The sequence below is a fragment of the Azospirillum sp. UENF 111221 genome (assembly GCF_058780625.1).
Window position 1 is genome coordinate 220,811 of the sequence record NZ_JBSNCH010000005.1, and the last position, 26,423, is coordinate 247,233.

The window sequence follows — 26,423 nt, forward strand, 5'->3', positions numbered from 1 at the left end:
TTTCGGCGGACCTATGGTCCGCCTGTCGCGTCAGCGCAAACGAAGTTTGCGCGTGAGCAGGGGGGAGAAGGGATCTCCGAGAAATCAGCGCATCAATCCCCGCAGCCGGTACAGCTCCTCCAGTGCCTGCCGCGGCGTCAGGCTGTCCGGATCGATCCCCGCCAGCGCCACCTCCACCGCCGACGGCCCCGCCGGAGTAACCTCCACCACCTCAGCCCTCGGCGCCGGCCGCTTCAGCGCCGCGCTGAACAGCGGCAGATCCTCGGCCAGCCGGTGGATCGTCGCGTTCTGGTCGCCCGATTCCAGCAGCTTCAGCACCTCGTCGGCCCGCCCGACCACCGCCGGCGGCAGCCCGGCCAGCTTGGCGACGTGGATGCCATAGCTGCGGTCCGCCGCCCCCGCCGTCACCTCGTGCAGGAACACCACGTCGCCCTGCCATTCCTTGATGCGCATGGTGTGGCAGGACAGCGCCGGCAGCTTCGACGCCAGCATGGTCAACTCGTGATAGTGCGTCGCGAACAGCGCCCGGCAGCGGTTCACGTCGTGCAGATGTTCCACACAGGCCCAGGCGATCGACAGCCCGTCGAAGGTCGCCGTCCCGCGCCCGATCTCGTCGAGGATCACCAGCGCCCGCGTGCCCGACTGGTTCAGGATCGCCGCCGTCTCCACCATCTCCACCATGAAGGTGGAGCGCCCGCGCGCCAGATCGTCGGCGGCACCCACGCGGCTGTAGAGCCGGTCGACCACCCCGATATGGGCCTGCTCCGCCGGGACGAAGCCGCCCATCTGCGCCAGGATCGCGATCAGCGCGTTCTGCCGCAGGAAGGTCGATTTACCGGCCATGTTCGGACCGGTCAGCAGCCACAGCCGGTTGTCCGGCGCCAGGTCGCAATCGTTCGCCACGAACGGCCCGCCATGGGCGGCGTCCAGCACCGCCTCCACCACCGGATGCCGCCCGCCCTTGATCGAAAAGGCGAGGCTGTCGTCCACCTGCGGCCGGCTGTAGCGCCGCTCCTCCGCCAGTTCGGCCAGCGAGGTGGCGACGTCCAGCGCCGCCAGCGCATGGGCGGCTTGCGCGATGGCGTCGGCCTTGCCGGCGACCACCTCGACCAGCCCGGCGAACAGCTCCAGCTCCACCGCCAGCGCCCGGTCGGCGGCCTCCGAAATGCGGCGCTCCAGGTCCGACAGCTCCACCGTGCCGAAGCGCACGGCGTTCGCCATGGTCTGGCGGTGCATGAACACTTCGCGCCCCTTATCCGACATCAGCTTGTCGGCATGGGCAGCGGTGACCTCGATGTGATAGCCCAGCACGTTGTTGTGCTTGACCTTCAGCGACGGCACCCCGGCGATCTCGGCGTATTTCGTCTGCAAGCCGGCGATCAGCCGCCGGCTCTCGTCGCGCAGCGTCACCAGCTCGTCCAGCGCATAGCTGTAGTCGCGGGCGATGAAGCCGCCGTCGCGGGCCAGCAGCGGCAGCTCCGGCGCCAGCGCCTGGGTCAGCTGGTCGACCAGTTCCGAATGCGCGCCCAGCCGCTTGTCCAGCGCCGCCAGACCGTCCGGCAGCGGCATGGATCCTGCCAGCAGTTCCCTGATCAGCCCGGCCTGCCGCAGCCCGTCGCGGATCGCCGCCAGATCGCGCGGGCCCCCCCGGCCCAGCGTCAGCCGCGACAGAGCGCGCTCCAGATCGGGACAGCTCCGCAAGGCGCCGCGCAGCTCGCCGCGCAGCCGCTCGCCCGTAAGCGCGAATTCCACCATGTCGAGCCGGCGGCCGATTGCGGCGGGATCGGTCAGCGGCGAGGTCAGATGGGCGCAGAGCAGCCGCGCCCCGGCTCCGGTCACCGTACGGTCGATGGTGGCGAGCAGGCTGCCGCGCCGCTCCCCGCTCAACGTCCGCGTCAGTTCCAGGTTGCGCGCGGTGGAAGCGTCGATCTCCATCACCGCACCCGGCCCCAGCCGGCGCGGCGGCGACAGCCGGGGCACGCGCCCCTTCTGCGTCAGCTCGACATAGCCGACCAACGCACCGGCCGCCGCGACCTCCGCCCGCGTGAAGGTGCCGAAGGCGTCCAGCGTGCCGACGCCATACTGGTTCAGCAGCCGCTGCCTGCCGTTCTCACTGTCGAAACGCGGGGTGGGCTGGATGGTCAGCCGCGACTTCCATTCGCCCCACAGCTCGAACAGCTCCGGCGTTCGGCTCAGCTTTTCCGAGACCAGCACCTCCTGCGGGTCGAGCCGCCCCAGCGCCGCGCCAAGTCCTGTGCGCTCCACCGGCTGCACCACCAGCTCGCCGGTCGACATCTCCAGCCAGGCCAGACCCAGCCCGCCGGCCGTCTCCGCCACCGCCGCCAGCCAGTTGGAGGAGCGGGCGTCGAGCAGGCTGTCCTCGGTCAGGGTGCCGGGGGTGACGATGCGGATGACGCCGCGCTTCACCACCGATTTGCCCCCGCGCTTCTTCGCCTCGGCCGGGTCTTCCATCTGCTCGCAGATGGCGACGCGGAAGCCCTGGCGGATCAGGCGCTGCAGGTAATTCTCGTGGGAATGCACCGGCACGCCGCACATCGGGATGTCCTCGCCCAGATGCTGGCCGCGCTTGGTCAATGCGATGTCCAGCGCCGCCGCGGCATTGACCGCATCCCCGAAGAACATCTCGTAGAAGTCGCCCATCCGGTAGAACAGCAGGCAATCGGGATGCGCCTGCTTGATCTCCAGATACTGCGCCATCATCGGGGTGGCGTCGGGCGGGATGACGATTTCTGCGATGTCGGACACGGGAACCACGGAGCCTTGGATGGGTGTTGTTTCGGATGCGCACCCTATCACGGGATATGCAGCCGCGGGATAGGCCGGATAGCCGAGCCTGGGACAATGGCATGTGGGACAATGGGACGCGCACGAACGACTCGGGTTCCTGTCCCTGTCGCGGTTGACGGGCGCTTGGAACCGGTCGCTACAATAGGGAAAGCTGAAAAATAGGGAGACGGCCATCATGACGCAATCGACCGGGCAGACCGTGCCCGCCGCCATCTCTTCCGCCACCTCTGCCGAGGTGCGGGAGGTCGTTGCCCTCTTCGCCACCCGCGCCGCGTTCGACCGCGCGGTGGAGGCCCTGCTGGCGGCGGATTTCGACCGCGCCGACCTGTCGGTGCTGGCCAGCCACACCTCGCTGGAGGCCGCCGATCCGAAATACCGGCCGCGCGACGAGGCGCTGACCGGTCTGGTGGGTGAGCTGAAATACGCCTTCCCCCTGACCACCGCCGGCCTGATCGCCATCGTCGGCGGCCCCATCGAGGCGGCGCTGGCGGCGCTGGTCGCGGCCGGCGTCGGCGGCGTGGCGATCAAGGATTATCTGGACGAGCTGACCAGCCATCCCAAGCCCGACGAGTTCTCCCGCGCGCTGGAGGCCGGCGGCATCATCCTGTGGGTGCGGGTGGAGACGGCGGAGCGCGAGGCCCAGGCTTCCGCCCTGCTGGATCGCGAGGGCGGCGGCAACGTGCATGTGAGCGTCCGCGACGCGTAACGGAAACGGCAGGGTCGGGCAGGGGATAAGGAGGCTGCGTCAGGCAGGCGGCGTCAGGCGGTCAGGTTCATCACGGCGCCGCGCTTGGCATCCTGCCCGGTCAGCTTCCGCTTCAGCTCCTCGGCGATTTCCTTCTCGACCGCCTCCCGCTTCTCCGACGGCATCGATTTGAGGTCGTCCTCGGTCATCTTGTGCCGGGCGAGCCAGTCGTCGCGGATCCGCTCGGCCGGCGTCTTCTTCGACTTCGTCAGGAAGGCGTTGACCGCGTCGGTGTCGGTGGTCGGTCCGGCACTGCTGCCCCAGCCCTTGCGGACGGCCGCCGTCTGCGACTGGGTGTGGAGCGCGCTCGAATAGCCGCTGTAGCCGTTGACTTGCATCGCGGTGGTCCCGCTGTCGGTTGCGCCGCCGCCGGACAGCACCTGCCGGCAGTGCGGTGCGCGATGCAATTTCAACGCCGAACGGGAAGTCTTTCCGTTCCAGGGGCTTGAGGCGCCCGCCAGGGCGGCGGAGCCTGCCGCCGGGCAAGGTTTGCCGGCCAGTTCCTGCCGGCTCCGGCCTGCGCGGACCCTTCACCTCACGCCGCGGCGGCCTGCCGGCGCTTCGGGGCGTCGACCATCCGCAGCCCGTGTGCCCGGTACTGCGCCTGGACGATGGACGCCCATCCCATGCGGATCAGCGTCAGCTTCACCCCGTCCGACAGGTCGTCGCCGGTGACGAGGTCGGTCACCTGCCACATCAGCGTGTCGTCCACCGAGCGCGGGAACATCGCCGCCACCCGCAGCAGCCGCGCCATCAGCGCCGCCACCGTCTGCCGTCCCAGCCCGCGTTCGGCCAGCGCCAGCGCGTCGTTCAGCGCCGCCAGCTCCCGCCGTCCCTTCAGCGACGTCTCCTTCGCCGATGTCTCCGCCGCGCGTCCCGTGCTCGTCCGGCCGGTCATGGCCCGTCTCCCGCATTACGCTCCACACGGGACCAGTTTGACGACGCGATGGCGGTGCCGCTGTGACGGCGGTCACAACCGGCGGCATCAGCGGCGCCGGTGGCGCTTTTTTCAGTGCGGGCGTTCGTGCCCGCCGATCCGGCGCCGAGGGTCGGGAACGCGGTCGCTTCCCCACACTCCTGACGCCGGGGCCGCACCCGTCGGCGTTTCGGTGGCATTTTCCGGAAACTGGCGGCAGTCCGCACCGCCAGCCCGAGGGGCGGCATCGAGTGAAATCCGGATCAATCCCCTGATCGGGCCCCTGATCGGGCCCCTGATCTGGATTTCCTCGTCCCATCACTTCAATCGGCGCGAGGACTCCCGATTTCGCCGGCCGCGAACGGATTATTTGTCCACGCCGAAATCGAAGTAGCTGTCCATGGCGCCGGCAGCGAACCCGACCGCGCGGACTTGGCTGTTGTAGAAGATCATCGCGTATTCGCCCTCGTTCAGGGGAGCGTTCACCGCCACCGCGTAGAGGATGGAGCCTTTCGGGGCCTTCGATTGATCCGGCATCTTCTCGACCGAGGTCGGAACGACGCGGTCCTTGTTCACGCCGGTCGAGTAGCTCATATAGCCGCCGCCGACGATGACCTCGCGGGTTCCGTTGTCGCGCACGGCGAAATTGGCCAGCGTGAAGTAGCTCTCGGGCTGGGCATTGCTGGGAACGGCGATCACGAACATCGGCTGCTTGCCGGTCAGGCGCAGCGTCGCGCGAACACCTCTCAGCACCGCATATTGTCCGACACCACCAAAACCCAAGGCCCGCACGGCCGTCCGCAACTGCGGCGTGAGGTACTGCATCGATTTTTGCTGGCCGTTGTCGATCAGGATGACTTCTTCGGGGTTGACGGTGTTCCTTAACTTGATGGCGGAGAAATTGATTTTCACCGGCGCTTGCGCGGCCGGGTGGAATTCGAGCGTGGTGTTGGCACGATTTTGATTGCAGGCCGAAAGGCCAACGACGAGAGCCAAGGAAAGCAGGGAGTTCTGCAAAAATTTCAGAGACATGCCATTCATCTTCCAGTGACTCCGCGAAGTTGAGGAAAAGCGTCAGAACTGGAAAATCGATACGTAAATTGCGGGAACCTTCTCGTACGCAGCGAATTTTCTTACTGAAAAAGGGGGTATTGGTCCAGTGAAATCCTCCTCTAAAGCGATAGGCACCGTTAGGCGACAGCCAATGGATGATCGTCCTTGCAATGAGGCCGTCGCCGCGGTCGGCGCGCAACTTCTGCGGTCCGGTCGCCGCGCGGATCGGTCGGGCCGCGCCCTGCGCCGGGATTCGATCCTGGACGTGCTACCTGATCGTGCTACCTGATGGCTTTAACGCTATAGTGCGAACGGTGCGGCCCGTCCGGACCGCGCGAACGCCGAGGTTTTTCCTGACCGATGCTGTCCTCCCGCTCCAAGACGCCGGCCCCGCCAGAGTCGCCCGCGCCCGCCATCCCCAACAAGCGCGCCATCATCTCCCGCCGCAAGCTGTCGGGGGAGCTTGAGGATTCTGGTCGCCGAGCACGGCACCGGCGACAAGCTGCGCCCGGCGCTGATCGCCTGCCTGCGCAAGTCGCTGGCCGAGGGCAGGGCGGAGGTGCGGCGGCGCTTCGATGCCGGCGGATCGGGCGAGCAGTGCGTGCGGGAGAACTGCTACCTCGCCGACCGCGTGGTCGGCACGCTGGCCGACTTCACCGTCCGCTTCATCTTCCCCACCGCCAACCCGACGTCGGGCGAGGTGTTCGACGTGGTGGCCACCGGCGGCTACGGCCGCGGCGAGCTGGCGCCCTTCTCCGACATCGACCTGCTGTTCCTGCTGCCCTACAAGCGCACGCCGCGGGTGGAGCAGGTGGTCGAATACATGCTCTACATCCTGTGGGATCTCGGGCTGAAGGTCGGCCATGCCGTGCGCAGCATCGACGAGTGCATCCGCCAGTCCAAGGCCGACGTCACCATCCGCACGGCGATCCTCGAATCCCGCTATCTCTGGGGGCCGGGCAAGCTGTTCGCCGAGCTGCGCAAGCGCTACGACAAGGAGGTCGTCGCAGGATCCGGTCCCGAATTCGTCGAGGCCAAGCTGGCCGAGCGCGACAACCGCCACCTGAAGATGGGCGACAGCCGCTATGTGCTGGAACCCAACCTGAAGGACGGCAAGGGCGGTTTGCGCGACCTCCAGACCCTGTTCTGGATCGCCAAGTATCTCTACCGGGTCGAAGGGGTGGACGAGCTGGTCGGCAAGCATGTGCTGACGCCGGAGGAGGCGCAGCGCTTCGCCAAGGCGCAGAACTTCCTGTGGACCGCGCGCTGCCACCTGCATTACCTGACCGGCCGTCTGGAAGACCGCCTGACCTTCGACGTCCAGACCAGCATCGGTGCCGCCATGGGCTACACCGACCATGCCGGCACCAAGGGCGTCGAGCGCTTCATGAAGCATTACTTCCTGGTCGCCAAGGATGTCGGCGACCTGACGCGCATCTTCTGCGCCGCACTCGAAGCGGAATTGAAGCGCCCGCCCAAGTTCAACCTGCTGCGCCTGGCCTCGGTCGCAAGGCGCAAGGACGTGGACGGCTTCATCGTCGACGGCGAGCGGCTGAACGCCCGCAACGACAAGCAGTTCAAGGAGCAGCCGATCGACATGATCCGGCTGTTCCACACCGCGCAGATGAACGACATCGACATCCACCCGGCCGCACTCCGGTCGATCACCCGGTCGCTGTCGGCCATCGGCCCGAAGCTGCGCAACGATCCGGATGCCAACCGGCTCTTCCTCGACATCCTGACCGGGCCGAAGGATCCGGAGATCACGCTGCGCCGGATGAACGAGGCCGGGGTGATGGCCCGCTTCATCCCCGACTTCGGCCGGGTCGTCGCGCAGATGCAGTATGACATGTACCATGTCTACACGGTGGACGAGCACACGCTGTTCGCGCTCGGCATCCTGCACAAGATCGCGTCCGGCGAGCATGCCGACGAGCTGCCGCTGTCCACCGAGGTGATCCACAAGGTGGTGTCGAAGCGGGCGCTCTATGTCGCCGTCCTGCTGCACGACATCGCCAAGGGCCGCGGCGGCGACCATTCGGTGCTGGGCGCCCGCGTCGCCGAGAAGCTCTGCCCGCGCCTGGGATTGACGGCGGAGGAGACGGAGACGGTGGCGTGGCTGGTGCGCTGGCACCTCGCCATGTCGCACACCGCCTTCAAGCGCGACCTGGAGGACGACAAGACCGTCCGTGACTTCGTGGCGCTGGTCCAGTCGCCGGAGCGCCTGCGCCTGCTGCTGGTGCTGACGGTCGCCGACATCCGCGCGGTGGGCCCGCAGCGCTGGAACAACTGGAAGGCCACGCTTCTCCGCGAACTCTACAACCGCTCCGAAGAGCTGATGTCCGGCGGCATGACGGTGGAGGGCCGCGGCCGGCGCGATCCAGGCCGCCCAGGCTGCCCTGCGTGCCGAGCTGACCGACTTCGACGAGGCGGCTTTCGAGCATCACAAGGGGCTGGGCTATCCCGGCTACTGGCTGGCCTTCGACACCGACACGCTGGCCCATCAGGCCCGCATCGTCCGCGAGGCGGAGCGGGCGCAGCGCCCGCTGACGGTGGAGACCCGCGTCGACCGCGGCCGGGCGGTGACGGAGGTGACGATCTACGCCACCGACCACAGCGGCCTGTTCTCCCGCCTCGCCGGGGCGCTGGCCGCCTGCGGCGCCGACATCGTCGATGCCCGCATCTTCACCATGACCAACGGCATGGCGCTCGACGTCTTCTCGGTGCAGGACGCCGCCGGCGGCGGTGCCTTCGAGAGCGGCGACAAGCTCGCCAAGCTGTCGGTGATGATCGAGAAGGTGCTGTCGGGCCAGTTGAAGCCGCTGAACGAGCTGTCGACCCGCCGCACGCCCCATGCCAGCCGCACCCGTGTCTTCCATGTGCCGCCGCGCGTGCTGATCGACAACAACGCGTCGACCACCCACACGGTGATCGAGGTGAACGGCCGCGACCGTCCCGGCCTGCTCTACGACCTGACCCGTGCCCTGTCGAACCTGACCCTGCAGATCAGCTCGGCCAAGGTCTCGACCTTCGGCGAGAAGGCCATCGACGTCTTCTATGTGAAGGACGTCTTCGGCCTGAAGGTGACGCATGACGGCAAGCTGTCCAAGATCAAGGAACGGCTGCTGAGCGCGCTCGACGACCCCACCGGCGACGCTCCCCCGCCCGCGACGGTGAAGCGCACGCGGACGAAGGTGACGGGGGCGTAAAACACACCCTCTCCCTCGGAGCGGTAACCCTCTCCCCCCGGGAGAGGGCATGGACCCCCGGAAACAGCCGTCTACGGCGCCATGAACACGCTGGCGTGCTTGCCGGCCTCGCCGCTGCCCAGATCCTTGGCGATCACCGCGACATCCGTCGACCCGGACTTCACCGCCGCCGCCGGCACCTTCACGAACACCCGGAAGGTCGCCACCGAATCCGCCTCCGCGGTCAGCGTCAGGCTGCCGCCGCTGCCGGCCGCTTCATCGCCGGCCACCGACAGATGCGCATCGCGCAAGCCCTCGAGACTCACCGCATAGCTGCGGGCGATGTGCGTCTTGTTCAGCACCTTGATGGTATAGGCGTTCTGCACCGACCCGTCCGACAGCATGACGAACAGCGGCGCCCGGTCGCGCAGCACGCTGACGTCCAGCGTCGGCCGCAGCATCAGCGCGATGCCCATGGCGCACAGCACGATCAGCATGATCAGCGAATAGATCACCGTGCGCGGCCGCACCAGCTTCACCCGCTCCGGCTTGCCGTCGATCTTGGCGATCTGGTTCGACTGGGTGTCGAAGCGGACGAGGTCGATGGGCCGGCCGATCTGCCGCATCACGTCGTTGCAGGCATCGACGCACAGGCCGCAGCCGATGCAGGAGATCTGCTGTCCCTCGCGGATGTCGGTGCCGGTCGGGCAGACATGGACGCACTGCTTGCAGTCGATGCAGTCGCCCAGGCCCGCCGCCTGCCGGTCGTCCCAGCCCTGCGACTTGCGCAGCGGCGCCCGGCCTTCGCCGCGCCAGTCCTCATAGGTGACGAGGAAGGTGTCCTCGTCCACCATCGCCGACTGGAAGCTGCGCCACGGGCAGACATAGATGCAGATCTGCTCGCGCGCCCAGCCGGCGAAGAAATATGTCGTGAAGCTGAACAGCGCGATGAAGGTCGCCACCCCGCTGGTGATCTGCCCGTGCAGCAGCTCGCCCATCAGCGTCGGCGCGTCGTTGAAATAGAACACCCAGGCGCCGCCGGTCAGCAGCGAGATGCCGACCCACGCCGCATGCTTGGCGGTCTTGCGCGCCAGCTTGGCCCCGGTCATCGGCGCCTTGTCCAGCCGGATGCGGGTGGTGCGCGGGCCTTCGATCTTGCGCTCCACCCACATGAACAGGTCGGTCCACACCGTCTGCGGGCAGGCATAGCCGCACCAGATGCGCCCGGCCAGCGTGGTGGCGAAGAAGATGCCGAAGGCGCCGAGGATCAGGAGGCCGGTCAGGTAATAGACCTCCTGCGGCCAAATCTCGATCCACAGGAAATAGGCGCGGCGCCCGACCATGTCGATCAGCACCGCCTGGTCCGGGATGCCCGGCCCGCGTTCCCAGCGCAGCCACGGCGTGATGTAGTAGACCGCCAGCAGGACGATCAGCACCGCCCATTTCAGCTGCCGGAAGCGGCCCTTCACGTCGGCGGCATAGACCTTGGGCCGGTTGATGAACCAGTGGCGTCCCGGCTCCTCATGCGGCTCGGCATGGGAGGACGCGGCCGGTTTGCCGGCAGGGTCCGGGCGGCGGGTGAGGGTGGTGTCTTCTTGGCGAAGGGACATGGCATCTTTCCTCGGCCGTCAGCGGCACGGGTGGCGTCAGCGTCGTCCCTTCTCCATAAGACTTCCGTGATGGAGCCGCATTGCGCAATGTCAATCCGGCCCGCTTAATCTGGCGAACGCCCGCTTGAACCCGACGCATCGGCGATGCCGGCAAGATCGACACGGATTTCACGGATTAAAAACGGATTTCACGGAACCTCCCCGGTTCAGCGCGCTCCATATCCGGACATTCCCTCCCAAGGAGCGGCCCGATCCGTGTAATCCGTGTCAAAATCCGTGTAATCCGTGTGAATCGTTGCCTGCGGCGACACGGCTCTGCGGTCGGGCGACCGCCCTTCCGCCTCACACCGTCTGCCCGCGCAGCTCCGCCAGCCCGTCGTGGTAGGCGCGGTCGAACAGCGCTTCCAGCCGGGCGTCGGTGCCGCGCAGGCCGGCGACCACCGCATGGGCCCATTCAAAATACTCGACCTTGCGCGACAGCGGCCAGTCGGCGGGCGGGCTGTGCGCCATGGAGCGCAGGTTCGACACCTTGTCGGCCAGCTTCACCAGCTTGGCGCGGGTCGAGGCCTTGGGGGCGGCGTCGATCTGGTGCTGCTTGCGCTCGGCCTTCGACATGCGCTTGTCGTCGGTGGTCTCGGCGACGACCTGCACCACCTCGGTGCCGAACAGCTGCTCGATCTCCTCATAGCTGGCGTCGGTGTCCTCCAGCGTGTCGTGCAGCAGCGCCGCGATCACCACGACGGAATCCTTGCCCGCCGTCGCCTCCGCCACCAGCAGGGCGACCTCCGACAGATGGTTGACGTAGGGTTCGGCGCGCACGCCCTTGCGGCGCTGGTCGATGTGCTTGTGCGCGGCGAAATCCAGCGCGCGGGCGAAATCGAGGAGGGGAGCGCCTGTCGGGGAGGCGTTTGGCAAGGTCATGCTGTTCTCTCGGCTGGGGCATTGCAGTATCCTCCGCCCCGGGGACCCCGATGCCGAAGGACTGCGCCCATGTTCACGTCATTCTTCTTCGATCTGCGCAAGGCCGGCGTGCCCGTCTCGCTGACGGAGTACCTGACGCTCATGGAGGCCATGAAGCAGGGCACCGCGTCCTTCCGCGTCGAGGATTTCTATTATCTCAGTCGTGCATGCTTGGTTAAGGACGAACGCAACCTCGACCGCTTCGACCGCGTCTTCGGCGCCACCTTCAAGGGCCTGACCGAGGAGATGCCGGCCGCCGACGAGGTCCCCGTCACCGACCTGCCGGAGGAGTGGCTGCGCAAGCTGGCCGAACGCTTCCTGACCGACGAGGAGAAGGCGCAGGTCGCAGCACTCGGCGGCTGGGACAAGTTGATGGAGACGCTGGCCCAGCGTCTGGCCGAGCAGAAGGGCCGGCACCAGGGCGGATCGAAATGGATCGGCACCGCCGGCACCTCACCGTTCGGCGCCTACGGCTACAACCCGGAGGGCGTGCGCATCGGCCAGCACGAGAGCCGGCACCGCCGCGCCGTCAAGGTCTGGGACCGCCGCGAGTTCAAGAACCTGGACGACCGGGTCGAGATCGGCACCCGCAACATCAAGGTGGCGCTGCGCCGTCTGCGCAAGTTCGCCCGCAGCGGGGCGGCCAGCGAGCTGGACCTGCCCGGCACCATCCGCGCCACCGCCAACAACGCCGGCTGGCTCGACCTGAAGATGGTCCCGGAGCGGCACAACACGATCAAAGTGCTGCTGTTCCTCGACATTGGCGGCTCGATGGACGACCACATCCGCCTCGTCGAGGAGCTGTTCTCCGCCGCCCGCAGCGAGTTCAAGCATCTGGAGCACTTCTACTTCCACAACTGCGTCTATGAGGGCGTCTGGCGCGACAACGCCCGCCGCCACACCGAGCGGCTGTCCACCTGGGACGTGCTGCACACCTATCCCGCAGACTACAAGCTGGTCTTCGTCGGCGACGCCGCCATGAGCCCCTACGAGATCGTCTATCCCGGCGGCAGCGTCGAGCACTGGAACGAGGAGGCCGGGCAGGTGTGGATGCAGCGCCTGCTGTCGGTCTACGCCAAGGCGGTGTGGCTGAACCCGACCCCGCCGCAATACTGGGACTACACGGAAAGCACCCGCCTGCTCCAGCGCCTGATGGGAGGACGGATGTTCCCACTGACGCTGGAGGGGCTGGACGGGGCTATGCGGGAGTTGGGGAGGTAGTCCCTTGCATCGTTATATGTTGATGAATTAGTCTTTTAATGCCCGCTATTTCTTATTATACAGCTAAAAGTAGAAAGAAAAATGAATATATACCTTGAAGATTTGAGTGCCATCCCCTCAGTAATGGCGTCTATGAAGGCATCTCTCGACAGAAATGTTGTGATAGAGAGGGATCGTACAAATTTGGAATGGATGGAATTGAAGAAAGTTATTCTGAAAATTGAAGAAATGAGAATTTCCTTTTTCCCTTACGTGAGGAAAGATCATTATGATCTTGATTATATTGGAGAAGGTGTATCTGAATTAACTGATGGTCTAGAAGATTTACTGAAGTCGAAAGAGTTTTCTAAATTTTCATCTGTTCCTTGTCGTCTATCTGCGCCTGCGCGTAAAGTAATGTTTATTCAAAGTTTTTATTGAAGAAATTGGTCCTATGCCCACTGTCGGCCGGGCGGCATATATGTATTATAACGACACTCTGCTATCTGTTGATTTGCCAAAAAAAGCGAACCGAATTTGAGTTTGATGCGACTGCTATTAGGAAATTGCTTCCGCCGCAGAGAGTCGCCCCGGTTCAGTTCGATATGATGAATGGGAAAATAGTTATTCTTAGAGCTGGAAATGCAATCAGATAAAGAAGATGAAAAAGGGATTGCACTTGGGAAAGAAGCGATTTTTGAGCCAGGGTGCCAATTTAATAGAAAGGCTGGCAAAGTCGAATTGTGACAAGAGAATAATTGAGGGTTTGGAAAAACTAAATATGCAAATTGCAAACGAAGAAAATATTGTTCTGATTGGATTGTCAAATTTAACATGTGAAATGATAAGGAACTCTTCTGAAGGTGAGATGTCAGATGTAATTAATTCCATGTATCAGGCGCATACGCGTGGTGTCGATATGTATCTATCCCAATACCCAGATTGGAACAGATTTTTAGAGAATGCATCTTCTGCTCATCTCGATACCGATGACATTGAAAAGATTAAAGAGTCAGCTGAGTCTCTTGTTAACAAGCTTGAAAGGGATCGATCTGCTTCGGAGACCGGAAGTTCCCGAGACCTTAAAACATATTAATGAGCTTTTGTCTAATCCCAGCAGTGCGTCCGCAAACGTGCGGCTTTTGCAATGATGAGAACTATAGAGAACTTTGTAAGACAGGGCATATTTGTATGGAATTGAATTAATAGATCAGACGGCTAAGAAGACTATCGAGAATGTTTCATCTGCTATATCAAAGGCAGCTGCAATTGGTATTTTAGGTTTGGCGCTAGGTGTTGCAACTCAAATAGGTCCAGCAACTTCGAAGATAGGTGAAATGGCGTGGTTAAAAAGCGTATCTACAATGGTTCAGAAGCAAATTGAGAAACTTTCAAATTAGCGCGCCTCTACATTTTATTTCCGTAAAAGCAGGCATTGAATGTCGTTTTTCATTAATTTTATTGGTGAATTTTTCGAAGTGGCAGATTTTTAATTTCAATCTGGTCAGACAAGAACTTGCGTGCTGTGCGATGACTCGGCGGGTGGCGGCTGATCTTACAGTAGACGAAGGTGTAAACGGTTCAACGATCTCCGGATCGTCGTCCTTAGAGCTCGTTTGACAACCGCTTCAGTGGCAAACTCATCGAAGTAGCAGGCTTGCCATGGCGAGCTGTATCATGTCGCCGGAGACGTCGATCCGAGCTTCATAGTCTCGAACCAAACGTCTCCAACGGGTCATTCTCACCCCACCACCCGCCGATACAGGTGCCACGTCGCGTGCCCCAGCACCGGCATGACCACCGCCAGCCCGACGAAGGCCGGCAGGCACCCGACCGCCAGCATCGCCACCACGATCACGCCCCACAGCATCATCGGGCCAGGGTTCGCCATCACCGCGCGCACCGAGGTCTGCATCGCGATGATCCAGTCCACCTCGCGATCCAGCATCATCGGGAAGGACACCACGCTCAGCGCCAGGGTCGCCATTGCGAAGATCAGGCCGACGGCGTTGCCCAGCACGATCATCTGCCAGCCCTCCGGCGTGGTGAACAGCAGATGGACGAAGGCGCCGACGCTTCCGGGCTCCAGCCGGCCCAGCGTGTGGTCGTAGACGATCTGCGCCGCCCCCAGCCACAGCACATAGAGCGTCAGCATCAGCAGCCCCAGCGCCGCGATCGACCAGATCGCCCGCGACCGGAAGACATCCAGCGCGTTGACCCAGGAAACCGGCTGTCCGCGTTCCCGCCGCCGGCTCAGCTCGTAGATGCCGACGGCGGCGAGCGGGCCGACGAAGGCGAGGCCGGCGACCAGCGGGTAGAACAGCGGCAGCAGATCGCCGCCATAGGCGATGCGCGCCGTGACCAGCCCGACGAGCGGATAGATGACACCCAGGAACAGCAGCTGCGTCGGTGCCGCCAGGAAGTCGCGCCATCCCAATGCCAGCGCCTCGCCCAGGCTGAGGGTGTCGATGGAACGGATGCGGACATCCTCGGGCACCACCAGCATGTCTGTCAGCGGGACCTTATGCTCGGGCATGTACCAGCGGTTCGCCATGGCGGGACTCCTCCCTCTTCCTTGACCGGCCCGGTGGGGGCGTGGACGGGCAGTCGGTGGTGTCGCGAGGGCGGTTCGATCCGGCGAACGGGCGGGGCGGCGTGAGACTGTGCCGGCGAGGCGGGGACGGGGGATCGGGCCGCGGTCCGGCAGAGGATACACCCGCTGCCGAAATCGGGCGCGACGAATGATGGGTATACATACATTTTCGGGGAATGAGTCCGCGCAGCCCTTCGGACCAAGGAACCAAAAAAGAGGGGTTTTTAAACCTATCATTGCCGAGGGATCGCGGTTGATTTAGGATTAATAGCCCATATCTCCAAGGAGACGCCCCATGCCCGACTGCCTGCCCCCCACCGCCTCCCACCCCGCCGACCGCTTCCCCCGCTGGGCCGAGGAGCCGCCGGTTCCGCCCGAGGGCTCGCTCGTCCCCGGTTCGCGCTTCCACGAGGAACAGTGGGTGATGGCCGCCGGCATGCTGGCGCGCGGCGCGTCCTTCCAGCAGGTCGCCCGCGCCATGGGGTGCAGCCGCACCACACTGTGGCGGGCCTATTACGGCTCGCAGGCCTTCCGCCATCGCGTCTGGTGGGAGCGGCAGGCGCTGAACCGGGAGTCGGAGCTTCGGCTCGGCTCGCTGCGCGCCCTGGTGACCGAGCAGATCGAGCGGCTGGTCTCCGCCGGCGATCCCTCCACCGTGCGCTGGCTGGCCGAGCGGCTCGGCCTGTTCAGGGACTTCGACGATCTTGCCGCCCGGGCCGGCCGCCGACAAGCAGACCACCGACAAGCAGACCACCGACAAGCAGGCAGCCGCCCGGCAGGACCAGCCGGCGCCCCCGGCGACTGCGACTGAAGCCGCCGCCCGCGCTCCCCGGTCTCGACGACGACAGCATCCCCGGCGCGATCCGCGAGCATACCCCGCCCGATCCCAAGGTTATCGCCGCCATCGTCGCCCGGCCGGAGGCGGAAGGGCCGAAGGGTGCCTATCCCTGGACCTTCAACCCCGACGATCCCTATCCCAATCTCGGCTCGGCCCTGGAGCGCCAGGGCGGGGCAGGGGCGTTTCCCCGCCGCCGCTGAGCGGATGCGACAGTGGAACGCCGCCCGGAAAGCGGTTCACGGCGTTTCACACGTTCCATCCGCCCCAAACCGCAACCCCAGACCGCCGCCTCACACCGCCGCCTGTTCGATCAGCCGGTTCGCCAGCGTCACCTTCTGCGCCAGCGTGGTCGCCAGGATACGGTGCAGGACCAGCGCAAGTTCCGGATCCTCGCGCTCCAGCCGGGCGAGCGTCGCCGCGGTCAGCCGGTGGATGGTGGCGGGGGTTTCCACCACCACGTCGGCGCCGCGGGTCTGGCCCAGCAGCAGGGCGATCTCGCCGACCACCGCCCCGGCGGTCATGGTGCGCAGGCGCAGGCTGCGGCCGTCGGGCAGGGCGATCTGCACCTTCACCCGGCCGCGCCCGATGATGAAGACGTCGCTGGCCGCCTCGCCGGCGCGGATCAGCACCTCGTCCGGCTCCAGATTCAGGGTGTCCAGCGCCGCCACCGCATCGGCCAGCCGGGGGTGCGGGCCGGTCATCGCCTCCAGATGGCGCAGCAGCGGCGCGTCGGCTCCGCCGCCATCCGCGCTACTCTGGGCCAGCAGCGCCTCCTCGCAGGATTCCAGCGCATGGTCGAGGTCGGGGGCGCGGCGCAGCACCGGGTCGCGGTCGGGATCCAGGCCGCAGCTGCGGAAGGCGTCCTCCACCGCGTCGGGCAGGGCGCTCAGCACCAGCGTGGCGCCGGCCGCCCCGATCAGGTTGCGGATGCGGCGGAACACCCCGGCGGCGGCCGAATCCATGCCCTTGATGTGGCGGAAGTCGATGATCAGGAAGCGCAGAGGCTGCGCACCGGTCTGTCCACCTATCTGCGCCCCCGTTCGCTCCAGCCGGTCGCGCACCGGCCCGACGATCTGCTCGGCGGTGCCGAAGAACAGATAGCCCTGCAGCTGCATCGCCTCGATGGCCGCACCGGCGCCGGTCAGATGCAGGCTGGCCGCCGGGCTGCGGTCGACCCGGCTGCGCAGCTCCGCCCCGCTGTGCCGGCCGCGGATCACCGGCAGCCGGGAATAGCTGTAGACGAACATCGCCAGCGACACCGCCAGACCCAGCGCCAACCCCTCCATGAAGCCGATCCCGGCAATCGCCAGCACCACGGCCAGCACGATCAGCCACTCCGTCCGCGGCAGCCGGCGGCGCGCGTCGATCAGCCATTCCTGCAACAGCTCGACGCCGAGGAACAGGATCAGCCCGGCGGTCAGGAACACCGGCGTCACCGACACCAGCCACCCCGCGACGAACAGCCCGCCCAGGATCACCGCCGCGGTCGCCAGCCCGGCGCCGCGTCCGCTGGCGCCCATCCGCCCGGCCAGCAGCGTCATGCCCAGCCCGACATAGCCGGACGGCCCGCCCAGCGCGCCCGCCAGCAAATTGGCCGCCCCGGTGCTGCGCAGCTCGGCATCGGCATCGATGTCGCGGCCCTGCGCCGATTCCCCCTGCGCCAGCTCGATCCCGCTGACATTCAGCAGAAGGCCCAGCATGCCCAGCACCGCGACCGAGACCATCGCCGGCAGCGCCGCCGCCACCCGGCCCCAATCGGCCAGCGCCAGCACCTCCGTCGGCACCGGCAGGCTGAACCCGCCGCCGCCGGCCACGCCGGGCAGCCAGCCCCAGCCGCGCGCCTCCTCCGCCGTCAGCCCCATCAGGGGCAGCCCGGCATGGAAGGCCAGCGCCGCGGCCAGCAGGACCAGCGGCATGGCGAAGGGGCTGTCGCTGCGCCGCATCGCCAGCACCAGCAGCCCGGCCAGCCCGACCGCCGCCGCCGCGGTGACCGCCACCATCGGCGCCGCCAGCCCGGCGATGCCGGCGCCCAGCCCATGGCGTCCGCTGACCATCGCCAGCGCGCCTTCCACCAGAAGCCAGCCCGACCCGGCGAGGAATCCCGCCACCACCGGGTGGGGAAAGAAGCGCACCAGCCGCCCCAGCCGAAGCCGTCCCACACTCCAGAACAGCAGCCCGGTCACCAGCGTGCTGCCGCCCAGGATGGCGAAGGCGGTGGCGATCCTCACCCCTTCCGGCGCGCTCTCCAGTCCGGCGGCCATGGTGGCGACGGTGGAGGCCAGGATGGCGACGCCGGTCTCCTGCACCAGCGCGACGGAATTCGGCTGCGTGCTGCGCAGGGCGACCAGCAGCGCCAGGATGGCGGCGCTCAGCAGCACCACCCCGACCCCGGCGCCCAGCCCGGCCGCCAGCGGCCCGGTGAACAGCAGTGCTGCAATCGCCAGCCCGTTGCCCAGATTGTCGATACCCGCGATCAGCCCGATCATCGCCGATGCGATCAGGCTCCGGCCGGGGTTTGGAACGGGGCCGGTGGAGGGCTTCCGAATGGGGGAGTCGCTCATGATGTCGCGTTCGGTCCGGCTGGTCGGGCGGGTCTTGCGCAAAACGCTGCGTCACTGCGGCGCTTCGCCGTCACGGTTGCAGCAATGAGCGGAATTCCGCGGCACAGGCAAGCAATAAGCGGTGATGAATTGTGCTGCGCCACCCTGCATTGCGCCAGCCGCTTCGTCCCCTGTCGATCCACGGCCCTCCGTTCCGGCCGCATCCGGGCGGGCCGGCATATGTTTATGCGTGTGTCATCGTTGCAAAAATCAATTATCAGGAATCATATCTCCCGATATAGGACGTTGAGGAGGGAGTATTTCATGAAACATGCATATTTGTTTGGCCTGTTGATGCCCTTGGCGCTGGGCGCCGCCTCAGGCGCGCTGGCCGCCACCGCCGCGAAGGACGGTGCGGAGCCGGCCGGCGAAGCCATCGGCAATCCGCCACTGCTGACCAATTCCGAATCGCCGCGCGTCGGCTCTCTCCTGATGCGCCAGCCGCAGGCGACTGCCCGTCCGCACACCGGGCAGGCGCGCAATTACGACCTGTTCGTGTCCTTCACCGACGGCTATATCCGCAACCCGGCCCAGGGCCGTCCCGACGCCGTGCGGCTGCGCAGCTATCGCGGCACCAACGTCGATCCCAACCATCCCTATGTCGCCCCGACCATCGAAGCGACGCCGGGCGACACTGTGCGCATCAAGCTGCACAACCAGCTGCCGGCCGATCCCAACTGCACCGACCAGCCGGCGGCGGACATCAACAAGCCGCACTGCTTCAATGGCACCAACCTGCACAGCCACGGCGTCTGGGTCAGCCCGACCGGCAACAGCGACAATGTGCTGATCTCGCTCAATCCGGGCGTCGATTTTGAATATGAGTACAACATTCCGGCCGATCATCCGGCCGGCACCTTCTGGTATCACCCGCACCGCCACGGCTCGACCGCCCTCCAGGTCGGCAGCGGCATGGCCGGCGCGCTGATCATCCGCGGCGACCGTCCGCCGACGCGCGAGGCGAACGGCGATCTCGACACCCTGCTGACCAGCCCCAAAGGCGTGGCGATGACCGACCGGGTCCTGCTGTTCGAGCAGATCCCCTATGCCTGCACCAAGGACGGCAAGCTGAAGACCAACGCCGACGGCTCCATCGACTGGAGCTGCGCGCCGGGCGAGGTGGGCGAGGTCGTGTCCTACGACCAGTTCGGTCCGGGCACCTGGGAGCAGTCCGGGCGCTTCACCACCGTCAACGGCCGCGTCCGTCCGATGTTCGCCAACGCCAGGACCGGCGAGCCGGAACGCTGGCGCCTGATCCATGGCGGCGTCCGCTCCCCCATCACGGTGGAGTTCCGCAAGCTCGACCCGACCGGCTTCTTCCAGAGCGAGAAGACCCTGTCGGCCACCGGCCAGGACCGCTTCGCCAAGGAGCGCTGCGTCGGGCAGCCGGTGCCCTACATCCTCGCGGCCTCCGACGGGCTGACCATGGAGGAAGGGCAGGTGCGCACCAGCGTGCCGATGCAGCCGGGCTACCGCGACGATCTGCTGGTCAACTTCCCCGAACCCGGCATCTACTGCGTCATCAACAAGCCGTCCGCCGCCAACGCCAGCCCGGACCAGACCGCCACCTCCACCGGCGTGCTCGGCTTCGTCCGGGTGAAGGGCGACCGCGTCGTCAAGGATCCGGTGAAGGAGACCATCCGCCGGCTGACGGTCAACGCGACCAAATACGCGCCGTCGGTCGCCAAGGAGGTCATCGACGGGCTGACCGCCCGCTGCTTCGCCAAGACGATGGCCGACACCCCCTATTGCCCGCGCTTCTCGAAGTTCACCGCCCACCGGCCGATCACCGAGCATGAGGTGATGCACCAGCCCAAGCAGGAGCTGACCTTCTTCATCAACCTGCCGCCGGACGGGGGCAAGCGCACCAACCCGCTGTTCCAGGTCGCCGACAGCTTCGAGGTGGTGGAGAATCCTGACGGCACCTATGGCCCGAAGGGGGCGGCCGCCTACCGGCCGAACGTGGACAACCGGCCGGTGGTGCTGGGCACCGCCCAGCAGTGGGAGCTGGCCTCCTACTTCGTCAGCCATCCCTTCCACATTCACGTCAACCCGTTCCAGATCGTCTCGGTCATCGGTCCGGACGGCCGCGACGTCAGCGAGCCCGGGTCCGGCGACCCGGACTATGCCGGCATGAAGGGGGTGTGGAAGGACACCATCTGGGTGAAGAGCGACAACAGCAGCGCGCTGACCTCCACCGAGCCGCCCAAGGGCGTCTACAAGGTGACGGTCCGCACCCGCTACGAGCGCTTCATCGGCGCGTATGTGCTGCACTGCCACATCCTCGACCATGAGGACCAGGGCATGATGCAGAATGTCAGCATCGGCGTGCCCGATGGCCGCGGCGGCGTCGCCGGGGCGCATCACTGACCGGACGCGCGCACTCCCCGCTTCGGCAAAGCCGGGCGCGGGGAGTGCGCCCCACCCGATGCTGCGATCCGTCGCTGCCTCCAACCATTGAAAAAGGCCCCTGTTTGCGTCTACGGTCGCGCGTCCCCTTGGAGTGAGTGCATGCGCGATATCACCCCCGTCACGGTCGCACGCGGCGACGGCATCGGCTCGGAGATCATGGATGCCGTGCTTTATGTGATGAACGCGGCCGGCGCGCGTCTGAAGGTGGAAGAGGTTCCGGCCGGCGAGGCCGTCTACAAGCGGGGGCATCCTGGCGGGCTGGATGCCGCCGGCTGGGGCTCGATCCGCCGCACGCGGGTCTTCCTCAAGGGGCCGATCACCATGCCCCAGGGATACGGCAACAAGTCGCTGAACGTCGTCGCCCGCACCACGCTGGGTCTGTTCGCCAATGTCCGTCCCTGCGTTTCCTACCACCCCTATGTGCGGACCCGGCATCCGCGCATGGACGTGGTCATCATCCGCGAGAACGAGGAGGACCTCTACGCCGGCATCGAGCATCGCCAGACCGACGACGTGATCCAGTCGGTGAAGCTGATCTCGCGGCCGGGGTCGGAGCGCATCGTCCGCTACGCCTTCGACTTCGCCCGCTCCAACCACCGGCAAAAGGTGACGGCCTTCGTCAAGGACAACGTCATGAAGATGACGGACGGGCTGTTCCTGAAGATCTTCTACGAGATCGCGGCCGATTATCCGGAGATCAAGGCCGACCACATGATCGTCGACATCGGCGCCGCCCGTCTGGCCGACCAGCCGGAGCGCTTCGACGTCATCGTCACCCTGAACCTCTACGGCGACATCGTCTCCGACATCGCCGCCCAGCTGACCGGCTCGGTCGGGCTGGCCGGTTCCGCCAACATCGGCGAGACCTGCGCCATGTTCGAGGCGATCCACGGCTCGGCCCCGATGATCGCCGGGCAGGGCATCGCCAACCCCTCGGGCCTGCTGATGGCCGCCGTGATGATGCTGGTCCATATCGGCCAGGGCGACATCGCCGCCCGCATCCACAATGCGTGGCTGAAGACCATCGAGGACGGCATCCACACCGCCGACATCTACGCCCGCGGGCTGGGCCGGGTCCGCGCCGGCACCGCCGCCTTCGCCGAAGCGGTGGTGGAGCGGCTGGGCCAGACCCCGGTCACCATGCCGCCGGTGGGCTATTCCACCGCAAGGCCGGCCTATGACGGCATCAACCGGCTGTCCCCGCGCGTCCGCGCGCTGAAGGAACTGGTCGGGGTGGACATCTTCCTGCAATGGTCCGGCGGCCTGCCCGACGATCTGGCGGAGCTGGTGCTGCCGCTGTCGACCGATGCGTTGAAGCTGACCAGCATCTCCAACCGCTCGCAACGGGTCTGGCCGGACGGCAATGCCGACGTCTTCTGCACCGATCATTGGCGCTGCCGCTTCCTGGCGCAGCACGGTCCGGTGCAGCATGGCGCCATCGTCGAGCTGCTGGGCCGCCTGGCCGAGGCCAAGATCGACTTCACCCAGACCGAGAATCTCAGCAATTTCGACGGCAAGGCCGGCTTCTCCTCGCCGGGCCAGTGATCCGATGGGCGGCGTGGGAATAAAGCGGCGGGGCAGGGCGTCATGACAGACGACGACGCCATCCCCGGACCCGACATGAGCCCGCCCGACATCGACGACCGCGCCATCGCCGCGCATGTGCCGCGGCTCCGGCGTTATGCCACCGCCCTGGTGGGCAACCGGCCGGACGCCGACGATCTGGTGCAGGACTGCGTGGAGAAGGCGCTGGCCAACCGCCATGCGCTGCGTGACCCGTCGAAGCTCGGCGGCTGGCTGATGACGATCCTGCACAACCTGCACATCTCCAGCCAACGCGGCCGGCGGCGGCGCGGGGCCGAGGTGCCGGTGGAGGATCTGGCCGACGATCTGGCGCTGAGCGCCCCGCCAGCCGACCGCGGGGCGGTGCGCGATTTCGTCCGCGCCTTCGCCCAGCTCACCGACGAACACCGCACCATCCTGTTGCTGACGGGAATGGAGGGGCTGTCCTACCGCGAGGTGGCGGAGGTATTGGAATTGCCGATCGGGACGGTGATGTCGCGGCTGGCCCGGGCGCGCGAAAAATTGAGGCTCCTGCTGGACGGTGGTACCCAGCAGGTCGTCAGGAGGATCAAGTGATGAGCGGCATCAGCAATCCCGTGACCGAAGCCGAGCTGCATGCCTGGCTGGACGGCGAATTGCCGGAGGAACGGCTGGCCGCCGTCGAACGCCACCTCGCCGACTATCCGGAGGTCGCCCAGCGCTTCGAACGCTACCGTGCCCAGCGCTCCCTGTTGGGGCAGAGCTTCGGTCCGCTGATCGACCAGCCTCTGCCCGACCGCCTGACCCCGCCCTTCACCGCCCGCGACCATTCCGAAAAGCCGCTCCCGTCCCGTGGCCGTGCCGTCTGGTGGGGAACGGCGATTGCCGCCTCCCTTCTGGTGTTCCTCGCCGGCGGCGCCAGCGGCTGGGTGATGCGCGACCGCATCGGCGTGCGGGCCGAGCCGCCGACCGCCGCCTTCATCGCCGACGCCGTCGCGGCTCACCGCGTTTTCTCCGTCGAGGTCCGCCATCCGGTCGAGATCGGCGTTGAGGAGGAAGCGCATCTGGTCAACTGGCTGTCCAAGCGGCTGGGCAAGAATATGCGTTGCCCAAAAGTCACACGAGGGGGGTACCAACTGATCGGCGGCCGGCTTTTGGCCGATTCCGCTGGACCTGTTGCAATGTACATGTACGAGGATGCGGCCGGGCGTCGCATTACGTTGTATATCCGCCCCTCTCCCAACACCTCCGGTTCAGCGTTCCGGTTCGCCCAGGATGGCGGCGTCCGCGCTTTGTATTGGCAGGACAATGGGTTGGCTCTGGCCGTCGCCGGGGAAACCGATCGGGATACTCTGTCCGGCGTCGCCGAGGAGGTCTATGGTGCGCTGAATTCGTGAGTCTACCCACGGACTTATCAACAGGAATGTTGCCGCGCCCCCCTATCGTCCGCGGCCGTCATCTGGTAGCTTCCTCACCGGCTGGCACAAAATGTTGCGGCTTATGGAAAACGGCACTAGACCGTGACCTGTTTGCCACAGCATAACCGGACACCGGATCGGGAGTACTCGGGGATGAGTTGGACGGACGAGCGGATTCAACAGCTCAAGGACCTCTGGTCCCAGGGTTTGAGCGCGAGCGAGATCGCCGACATTCTGGGAGACATCACCCGCAACGCGGTCATCGGCAAGGCCCATCGACTGGGCTTGTCGGGCCGGCCGTCGCCCATCAAGAAGAAGCCGACCCGTGGCGCCACCATCCTCGCTCTGACGGAGCGGATGTGCAAATGGCCGGTCGGCGACCCCAAGCACCAGGATTTCCACTTCTGCGGCAAGACCGCCCTGCCGGGCATGCCCTATTGCGCGGAGCATGCCGCCCTGGCCTATCAGCCGGCGTCGGGCAGCAAGAAGCGTGAGGAAGACCGCAACGTCGGCGCTGCCTGACAGTCCGGCAAGATACCAACAAAAAAGCCCGCTCTCGGGGGAGAGACGGGCTTTTTTGTTGGGTGATTTGTGGGCCGGCTGGTTGCGTGGGGAGGAACCCTACCGGACCTCCGCCGCATCGCGCAGCACCAGAACCATCCCCTTATGGCCGGCGACCAGCATCGCCGCCCCGGCCGGCCGATCCGGTCCCTCGACCGACCACAACGTGTCGCCGACGAAAACCCGGCCCTGTCCGTTGACGATCGGTTCGCTCAGCGTCAACGCACGGCCGACCAGTTGACCGGCGCGGTCGTTGATCCGGGCGGCATCGCTGTCCGACGACGCATTGCGGCGGCGCGCATGGACCATGGCGACGGCAACGGCAGCCCCGGCGGCGACGGTGAAGAATCCGGCCTCGTTGACCAGTCCCCAATCATGCCACAGTGCGGTGACCAGCCCGGTCAGCATCGCCGCCCCGCCGAACCAGATCAGGAACAGGCCGGGGATCACCAGCTCGGCCGCGATCAGCACGGCGCCCAACGCTCCCCAAAGCAGAGGTGACATCCGTCACTCCCCATCCGCAGCGGATGCGGTCGGCGGCACCGACCAGGGATTGCGCTTGGTGGCGGCGGGAGGCTCCGGCGGTCTCGGCGGGGTCGCGTCGCGCAGCAACTCGCCCAGACCCGACAGGGCACCCGCCACGCCGGCCAGTTCCACCGGCAGGATCATCGTCTTCTGGTTGGGAGAGGCGGCGAATGCCTTTAACGCCTCCATGTATTTCTGGCCGAGGAAGTAGCCCAGCGCCTGGTTAGAACCCTGGGCCACCGCTTCCGAAACCAGCCGCGTCGCCTTGGCTTCGGCCTCCGCCAGCCGTTCGCGCGCCTCCGCCTCCAGCTTGGCGGCTTCCAGCTTGCCCTGCGCGATGCGGATCTGGCTTTCCTTCTCGGCGTCGGCCTCAAGAATCTGGGCGCGGCGAAGGCGTTCGGCCTTCAACTGCCGGCCCATCGCCTGGACGATGTCGTCGGGCGGGGTGATGTCGCGCAACTCGATGCGGGTCACCCGCACACCCCAGGAGGCGGTCGCCTCGTCCACGGCACGCAGCAGGTTGGCGTTGATCGCCTCGCGCTGGCTCAGCAACTCGTCGAGGTCCATGGAGCCCATCACTGTCCGGGTGGTGGTCATCGCCAGCGTCTGGATCGCCCGTTGCAGGTCGTTGACCTCGTAGGTCGCCTTCATCGGGTCGAGCACCTGGAAGTAGAGCACCCCGTCCGCGGTCACTGCGGCATTGTCCTTGGTGATGACGCTCTGTGACGGCACGTCCACCACGGTCTCGCGCATATCCACCTTGGCCCGGATCGAGCTGATGACAGGAAAGATCACGTTGAAGCCGGGATGCAGGGTCTCCTGATAGCGGCCCAGCCGCTCGACGATGAAGTTGAAGCCCTGGGGGACCGTGCGGACGCTCGTGATCGCCAGAATGACGACCAGCACGAACGCCGCGATGACCAGAATGCCGAGTTCCATCAATCGCCGCTCCTGACATGGACGGGCGTCGTCGCAGACGCCCTCGCACCCCATCATGAGCCAATTCGGAGAAGCTGCAAATCCCGCCCCTGCCTCGACAGCGTGCCTCAGTAATCCCGGGTGTCGTGCTTTAGCCGCACCAGTTCGCCGTTCAACAGCGACAACATCAACTGCACCACCATTTCATGGACGATCACGGTGTGGTGGTTGCCGGTCTCCTGCATCGCCTTGCGCAGCGATTCCCGCACCGCGGGCACGCCGGTGACATCGATCAGTACATCCAGACCATCGCCCAGTTCCGCCAGATCGTGGAAGTTGGTGGTGGTCTTCACGCCCCGGTGTTCGGCAAGGCGCATGCCCGGCGCCGCCGGATCGAGATCCGCCACACCCAGCAGTTCGACGAAGGGAGCGGCCAGCAGCTTGCGCAGCAGCGGCGTTCCGGTCTCGCCGGCACCGATGACGGCGACGCGGAACAGATCGTTGGGCATCGGGTTCATTCCTTTTTGAATTCGGAC

The 26,423-nt window shown here is 66.0% G+C and carries 22 protein-coding genes and 1 pseudogene; 12 read left to right on the top strand and 11 right to left on the bottom strand.

Translation table 11 applies throughout. The annotated features are described in order from the left end of the window. Positions 1-84: 84 nt before the first annotated feature. The gene (mutS, locus tag ACWPN3_RS15400) at positions 85-2,721 is read right to left on the bottom strand and encodes a DNA mismatch repair protein MutS (RefSeq protein WP_492261882.1); all 2,637 of its coding nucleotides are present in this window, start codon (positions 2,719-2,721) and stop codon (positions 85-87) included. A 262-nt stretch (positions 2,722-2,983) separates the two neighbouring features. Here mutS and ACWPN3_RS15405 point away from each other — a divergent pair, with 262 nt between their 5' ends. Then, on the top strand, positions 2,984-3,514 hold the full coding sequence (locus ACWPN3_RS15405; RefSeq protein WP_492240384.1) for a hypothetical protein: 531 nt from the start codon (positions 2,984-2,986) through the stop codon (positions 3,512-3,514). A gap of 53 nt (positions 3,515-3,567) precedes the next feature. Here ACWPN3_RS15405 and ACWPN3_RS15410 read toward each other — a convergent pair whose 3' ends face one another. The 3 genes from ACWPN3_RS15410 to ACWPN3_RS15420 form a co-directional block, all read right to left on the bottom strand. Further along, the gene (locus ACWPN3_RS15410; RefSeq protein ID WP_492261550.1) at positions 3,568-3,891 is read right to left on the bottom strand and encodes a hypothetical protein; all 324 of its coding nucleotides are present in this window, start codon (positions 3,889-3,891) and stop codon (positions 3,568-3,570) included. Between the two features lie 197 nt (positions 3,892-4,088). Next, complete coding sequence (locus ACWPN3_RS15415; RefSeq protein WP_098740047.1) at positions 4,089-4,451, bottom strand: hypothetical protein; 363 nt, start codon at positions 4,449-4,451, stop codon at positions 4,089-4,091. Between the two features lie 384 nt (positions 4,452-4,835). After that, positions 4,836-5,510, bottom strand: a complete 675-nt coding sequence (locus ACWPN3_RS15420; protein ID WP_492261551.1) for a hypothetical protein — start codon at positions 5,508-5,510, stop codon at positions 4,836-4,838. Between the two features lie 475 nt (positions 5,511-5,985). On the opposite strand from ACWPN3_RS15420, the pseudogene ACWPN3_RS15425 reads away from it, so the two are divergent. Then, a pseudogene (locus ACWPN3_RS15425) lies at positions 5,986-7,839 on the top strand ([protein-PII] uridylyltransferase); the annotation flags it as partial. Between the two features lie 469 nt (positions 7,840-8,308). After that, positions 8,309-8,731: a hypothetical protein gene (locus ACWPN3_RS15430; protein ID WP_492261552.1), complete on the top strand. Its 423-nt coding sequence runs from the start codon at positions 8,309-8,311 to the stop codon at positions 8,729-8,731. A gap of 71 nt (positions 8,732-8,802) precedes the next feature. On the opposite strand, the gene ccoG is transcribed toward ACWPN3_RS15430, so the two are convergent. Then, positions 8,803-10,320, bottom strand: a complete 1,518-nt coding sequence (ccoG, locus tag ACWPN3_RS15435; RefSeq protein ID WP_492240391.1) for a cytochrome c oxidase accessory protein CcoG — start codon at positions 10,318-10,320, stop codon at positions 8,803-8,805. Between the two features lie 342 nt (positions 10,321-10,662). After that, positions 10,663-11,241 (bottom strand): HD domain-containing protein, encoded by a 579-nt coding sequence (locus ACWPN3_RS15440; RefSeq protein WP_492240393.1) that lies wholly within the window; start codon positions 11,239-11,241, stop codon positions 10,663-10,665. Positions 11,242-11,310: 69 nt separating this feature from the next. Between ACWPN3_RS15440 and ACWPN3_RS15445 the strand changes: the two genes are divergently transcribed. From ACWPN3_RS15445 to ACWPN3_RS15455, 3 genes are all read left to right on the top strand, one after another. After that, positions 11,311-12,501, top strand: coding sequence for a vWA domain-containing protein (locus ACWPN3_RS15445; RefSeq protein ID WP_492240394.1), 1,191 nt, complete (start codon positions 11,311-11,313; stop codon positions 12,499-12,501). 132 nt (positions 12,502-12,633) lie between these two features. Continuing rightward, on the top strand, positions 12,634-12,921 hold the full coding sequence (locus tag ACWPN3_RS15450) for a hypothetical protein (RefSeq protein WP_492261553.1): 288 nt from the start codon (positions 12,634-12,636) through the stop codon (positions 12,919-12,921). A 220-nt stretch (positions 12,922-13,141) separates the two neighbouring features. Continuing rightward, complete coding sequence (locus ACWPN3_RS15455) at positions 13,142-13,576, top strand: hypothetical protein (RefSeq protein WP_492261554.1); 435 nt, start codon at positions 13,142-13,144, stop codon at positions 13,574-13,576. Positions 13,577-14,221: 645 nt separating this feature from the next. Here the strand turns inward: ACWPN3_RS15455 and ACWPN3_RS15460 are convergent. Further along, a complete protein-coding gene (locus tag ACWPN3_RS15460) occupies positions 14,222-15,034 on the bottom strand; it encodes a DUF2189 domain-containing protein (RefSeq protein ID WP_492261555.1) in 813 nt (270 codons plus the stop codon). A gap of 334 nt (positions 15,035-15,368) precedes the next feature. Here ACWPN3_RS15460 and ACWPN3_RS15465 point away from each other — a divergent pair, with 334 nt between their 5' ends. Beyond that, complete coding sequence (locus ACWPN3_RS15465; RefSeq protein ID WP_492261556.1) at positions 15,369-15,884, top strand: hypothetical protein; 516 nt, start codon at positions 15,369-15,371, stop codon at positions 15,882-15,884. Between the two features lie 317 nt (positions 15,885-16,201). Here ACWPN3_RS15465 and ACWPN3_RS15470 read toward each other — a convergent pair whose 3' ends face one another. Beyond that, on the bottom strand, positions 16,202-18,472 hold the full coding sequence (locus ACWPN3_RS15470) for an SLC26A/SulP transporter family protein (protein ID WP_492261557.1): 2,271 nt from the start codon (positions 18,470-18,472) through the stop codon (positions 16,202-16,204). Positions 18,473-18,775: 303 nt separating this feature from the next. Between ACWPN3_RS15470 and ACWPN3_RS15475 the strand changes: the two genes are divergently transcribed. From ACWPN3_RS15475 to ACWPN3_RS15495, 5 genes are all read left to right on the top strand, one after another. Further along, positions 18,776-20,881 carry a multicopper oxidase family protein gene (locus ACWPN3_RS15475; protein WP_492240401.1) on the top strand — a complete coding sequence of 702 codons (2,106 nt, stop codon included), beginning with the start codon at positions 18,776-18,778 and terminating at the stop codon, positions 20,879-20,881. A gap of 141 nt (positions 20,882-21,022) precedes the next feature. Next, positions 21,023-22,468: an NADP-dependent isocitrate dehydrogenase gene (locus ACWPN3_RS15480; RefSeq protein WP_109449406.1), complete on the top strand. Its 1,446-nt coding sequence runs from the start codon at positions 21,023-21,025 to the stop codon at positions 22,466-22,468. Positions 22,469-22,510: 42 nt separating this feature from the next. Continuing rightward, positions 22,511-23,062, top strand: a complete 552-nt coding sequence (locus ACWPN3_RS15485; RefSeq protein ID WP_109449404.1) for an RNA polymerase sigma factor — start codon at positions 22,511-22,513, stop codon at positions 23,060-23,062. After that, positions 23,062-23,862, top strand: a complete 801-nt coding sequence (locus ACWPN3_RS15490) for an anti-sigma factor family protein (protein ID WP_492240402.1) — start codon at positions 23,062-23,064, stop codon at positions 23,860-23,862. Before ACWPN3_RS15485 ends, ACWPN3_RS15490 begins: the two co-directional genes overlap by 1 nt. 174 nt (positions 23,863-24,036) lie before the next feature. Continuing rightward, positions 24,037-24,405: a GcrA family cell cycle regulator gene (locus tag ACWPN3_RS15495; RefSeq protein ID WP_109047672.1), complete on the top strand. Its 369-nt coding sequence runs from the start codon at positions 24,037-24,039 to the stop codon at positions 24,403-24,405. A 99-nt stretch (positions 24,406-24,504) separates the two neighbouring features. On the opposite strand, the gene ACWPN3_RS15500 is transcribed toward ACWPN3_RS15495, so the two are convergent. The 3 genes from ACWPN3_RS15500 to ACWPN3_RS15510 form a co-directional block, all read right to left on the bottom strand. Continuing rightward, the gene (locus ACWPN3_RS15500) at positions 24,505-24,948 is read right to left on the bottom strand and encodes an NfeD family protein (RefSeq protein ID WP_492240403.1); all 444 of its coding nucleotides are present in this window, start codon (positions 24,946-24,948) and stop codon (positions 24,505-24,507) included. Positions 24,949-24,951: 3 nt separating this feature from the next. Continuing rightward, a complete protein-coding gene (locus ACWPN3_RS15505; RefSeq protein ID WP_109449398.1) occupies positions 24,952-25,908 on the bottom strand; it encodes an SPFH domain-containing protein in 957 nt (318 codons plus the stop codon). Positions 25,909-26,015: 107 nt separating this feature from the next. Beyond that, the gene (locus ACWPN3_RS15510) at positions 26,016-26,396 is read right to left on the bottom strand and encodes an oxidoreductase (protein ID WP_492240404.1); all 381 of its coding nucleotides are present in this window, start codon (positions 26,394-26,396) and stop codon (positions 26,016-26,018) included. Positions 26,397-26,423: the final 27 nt, after the last annotated feature.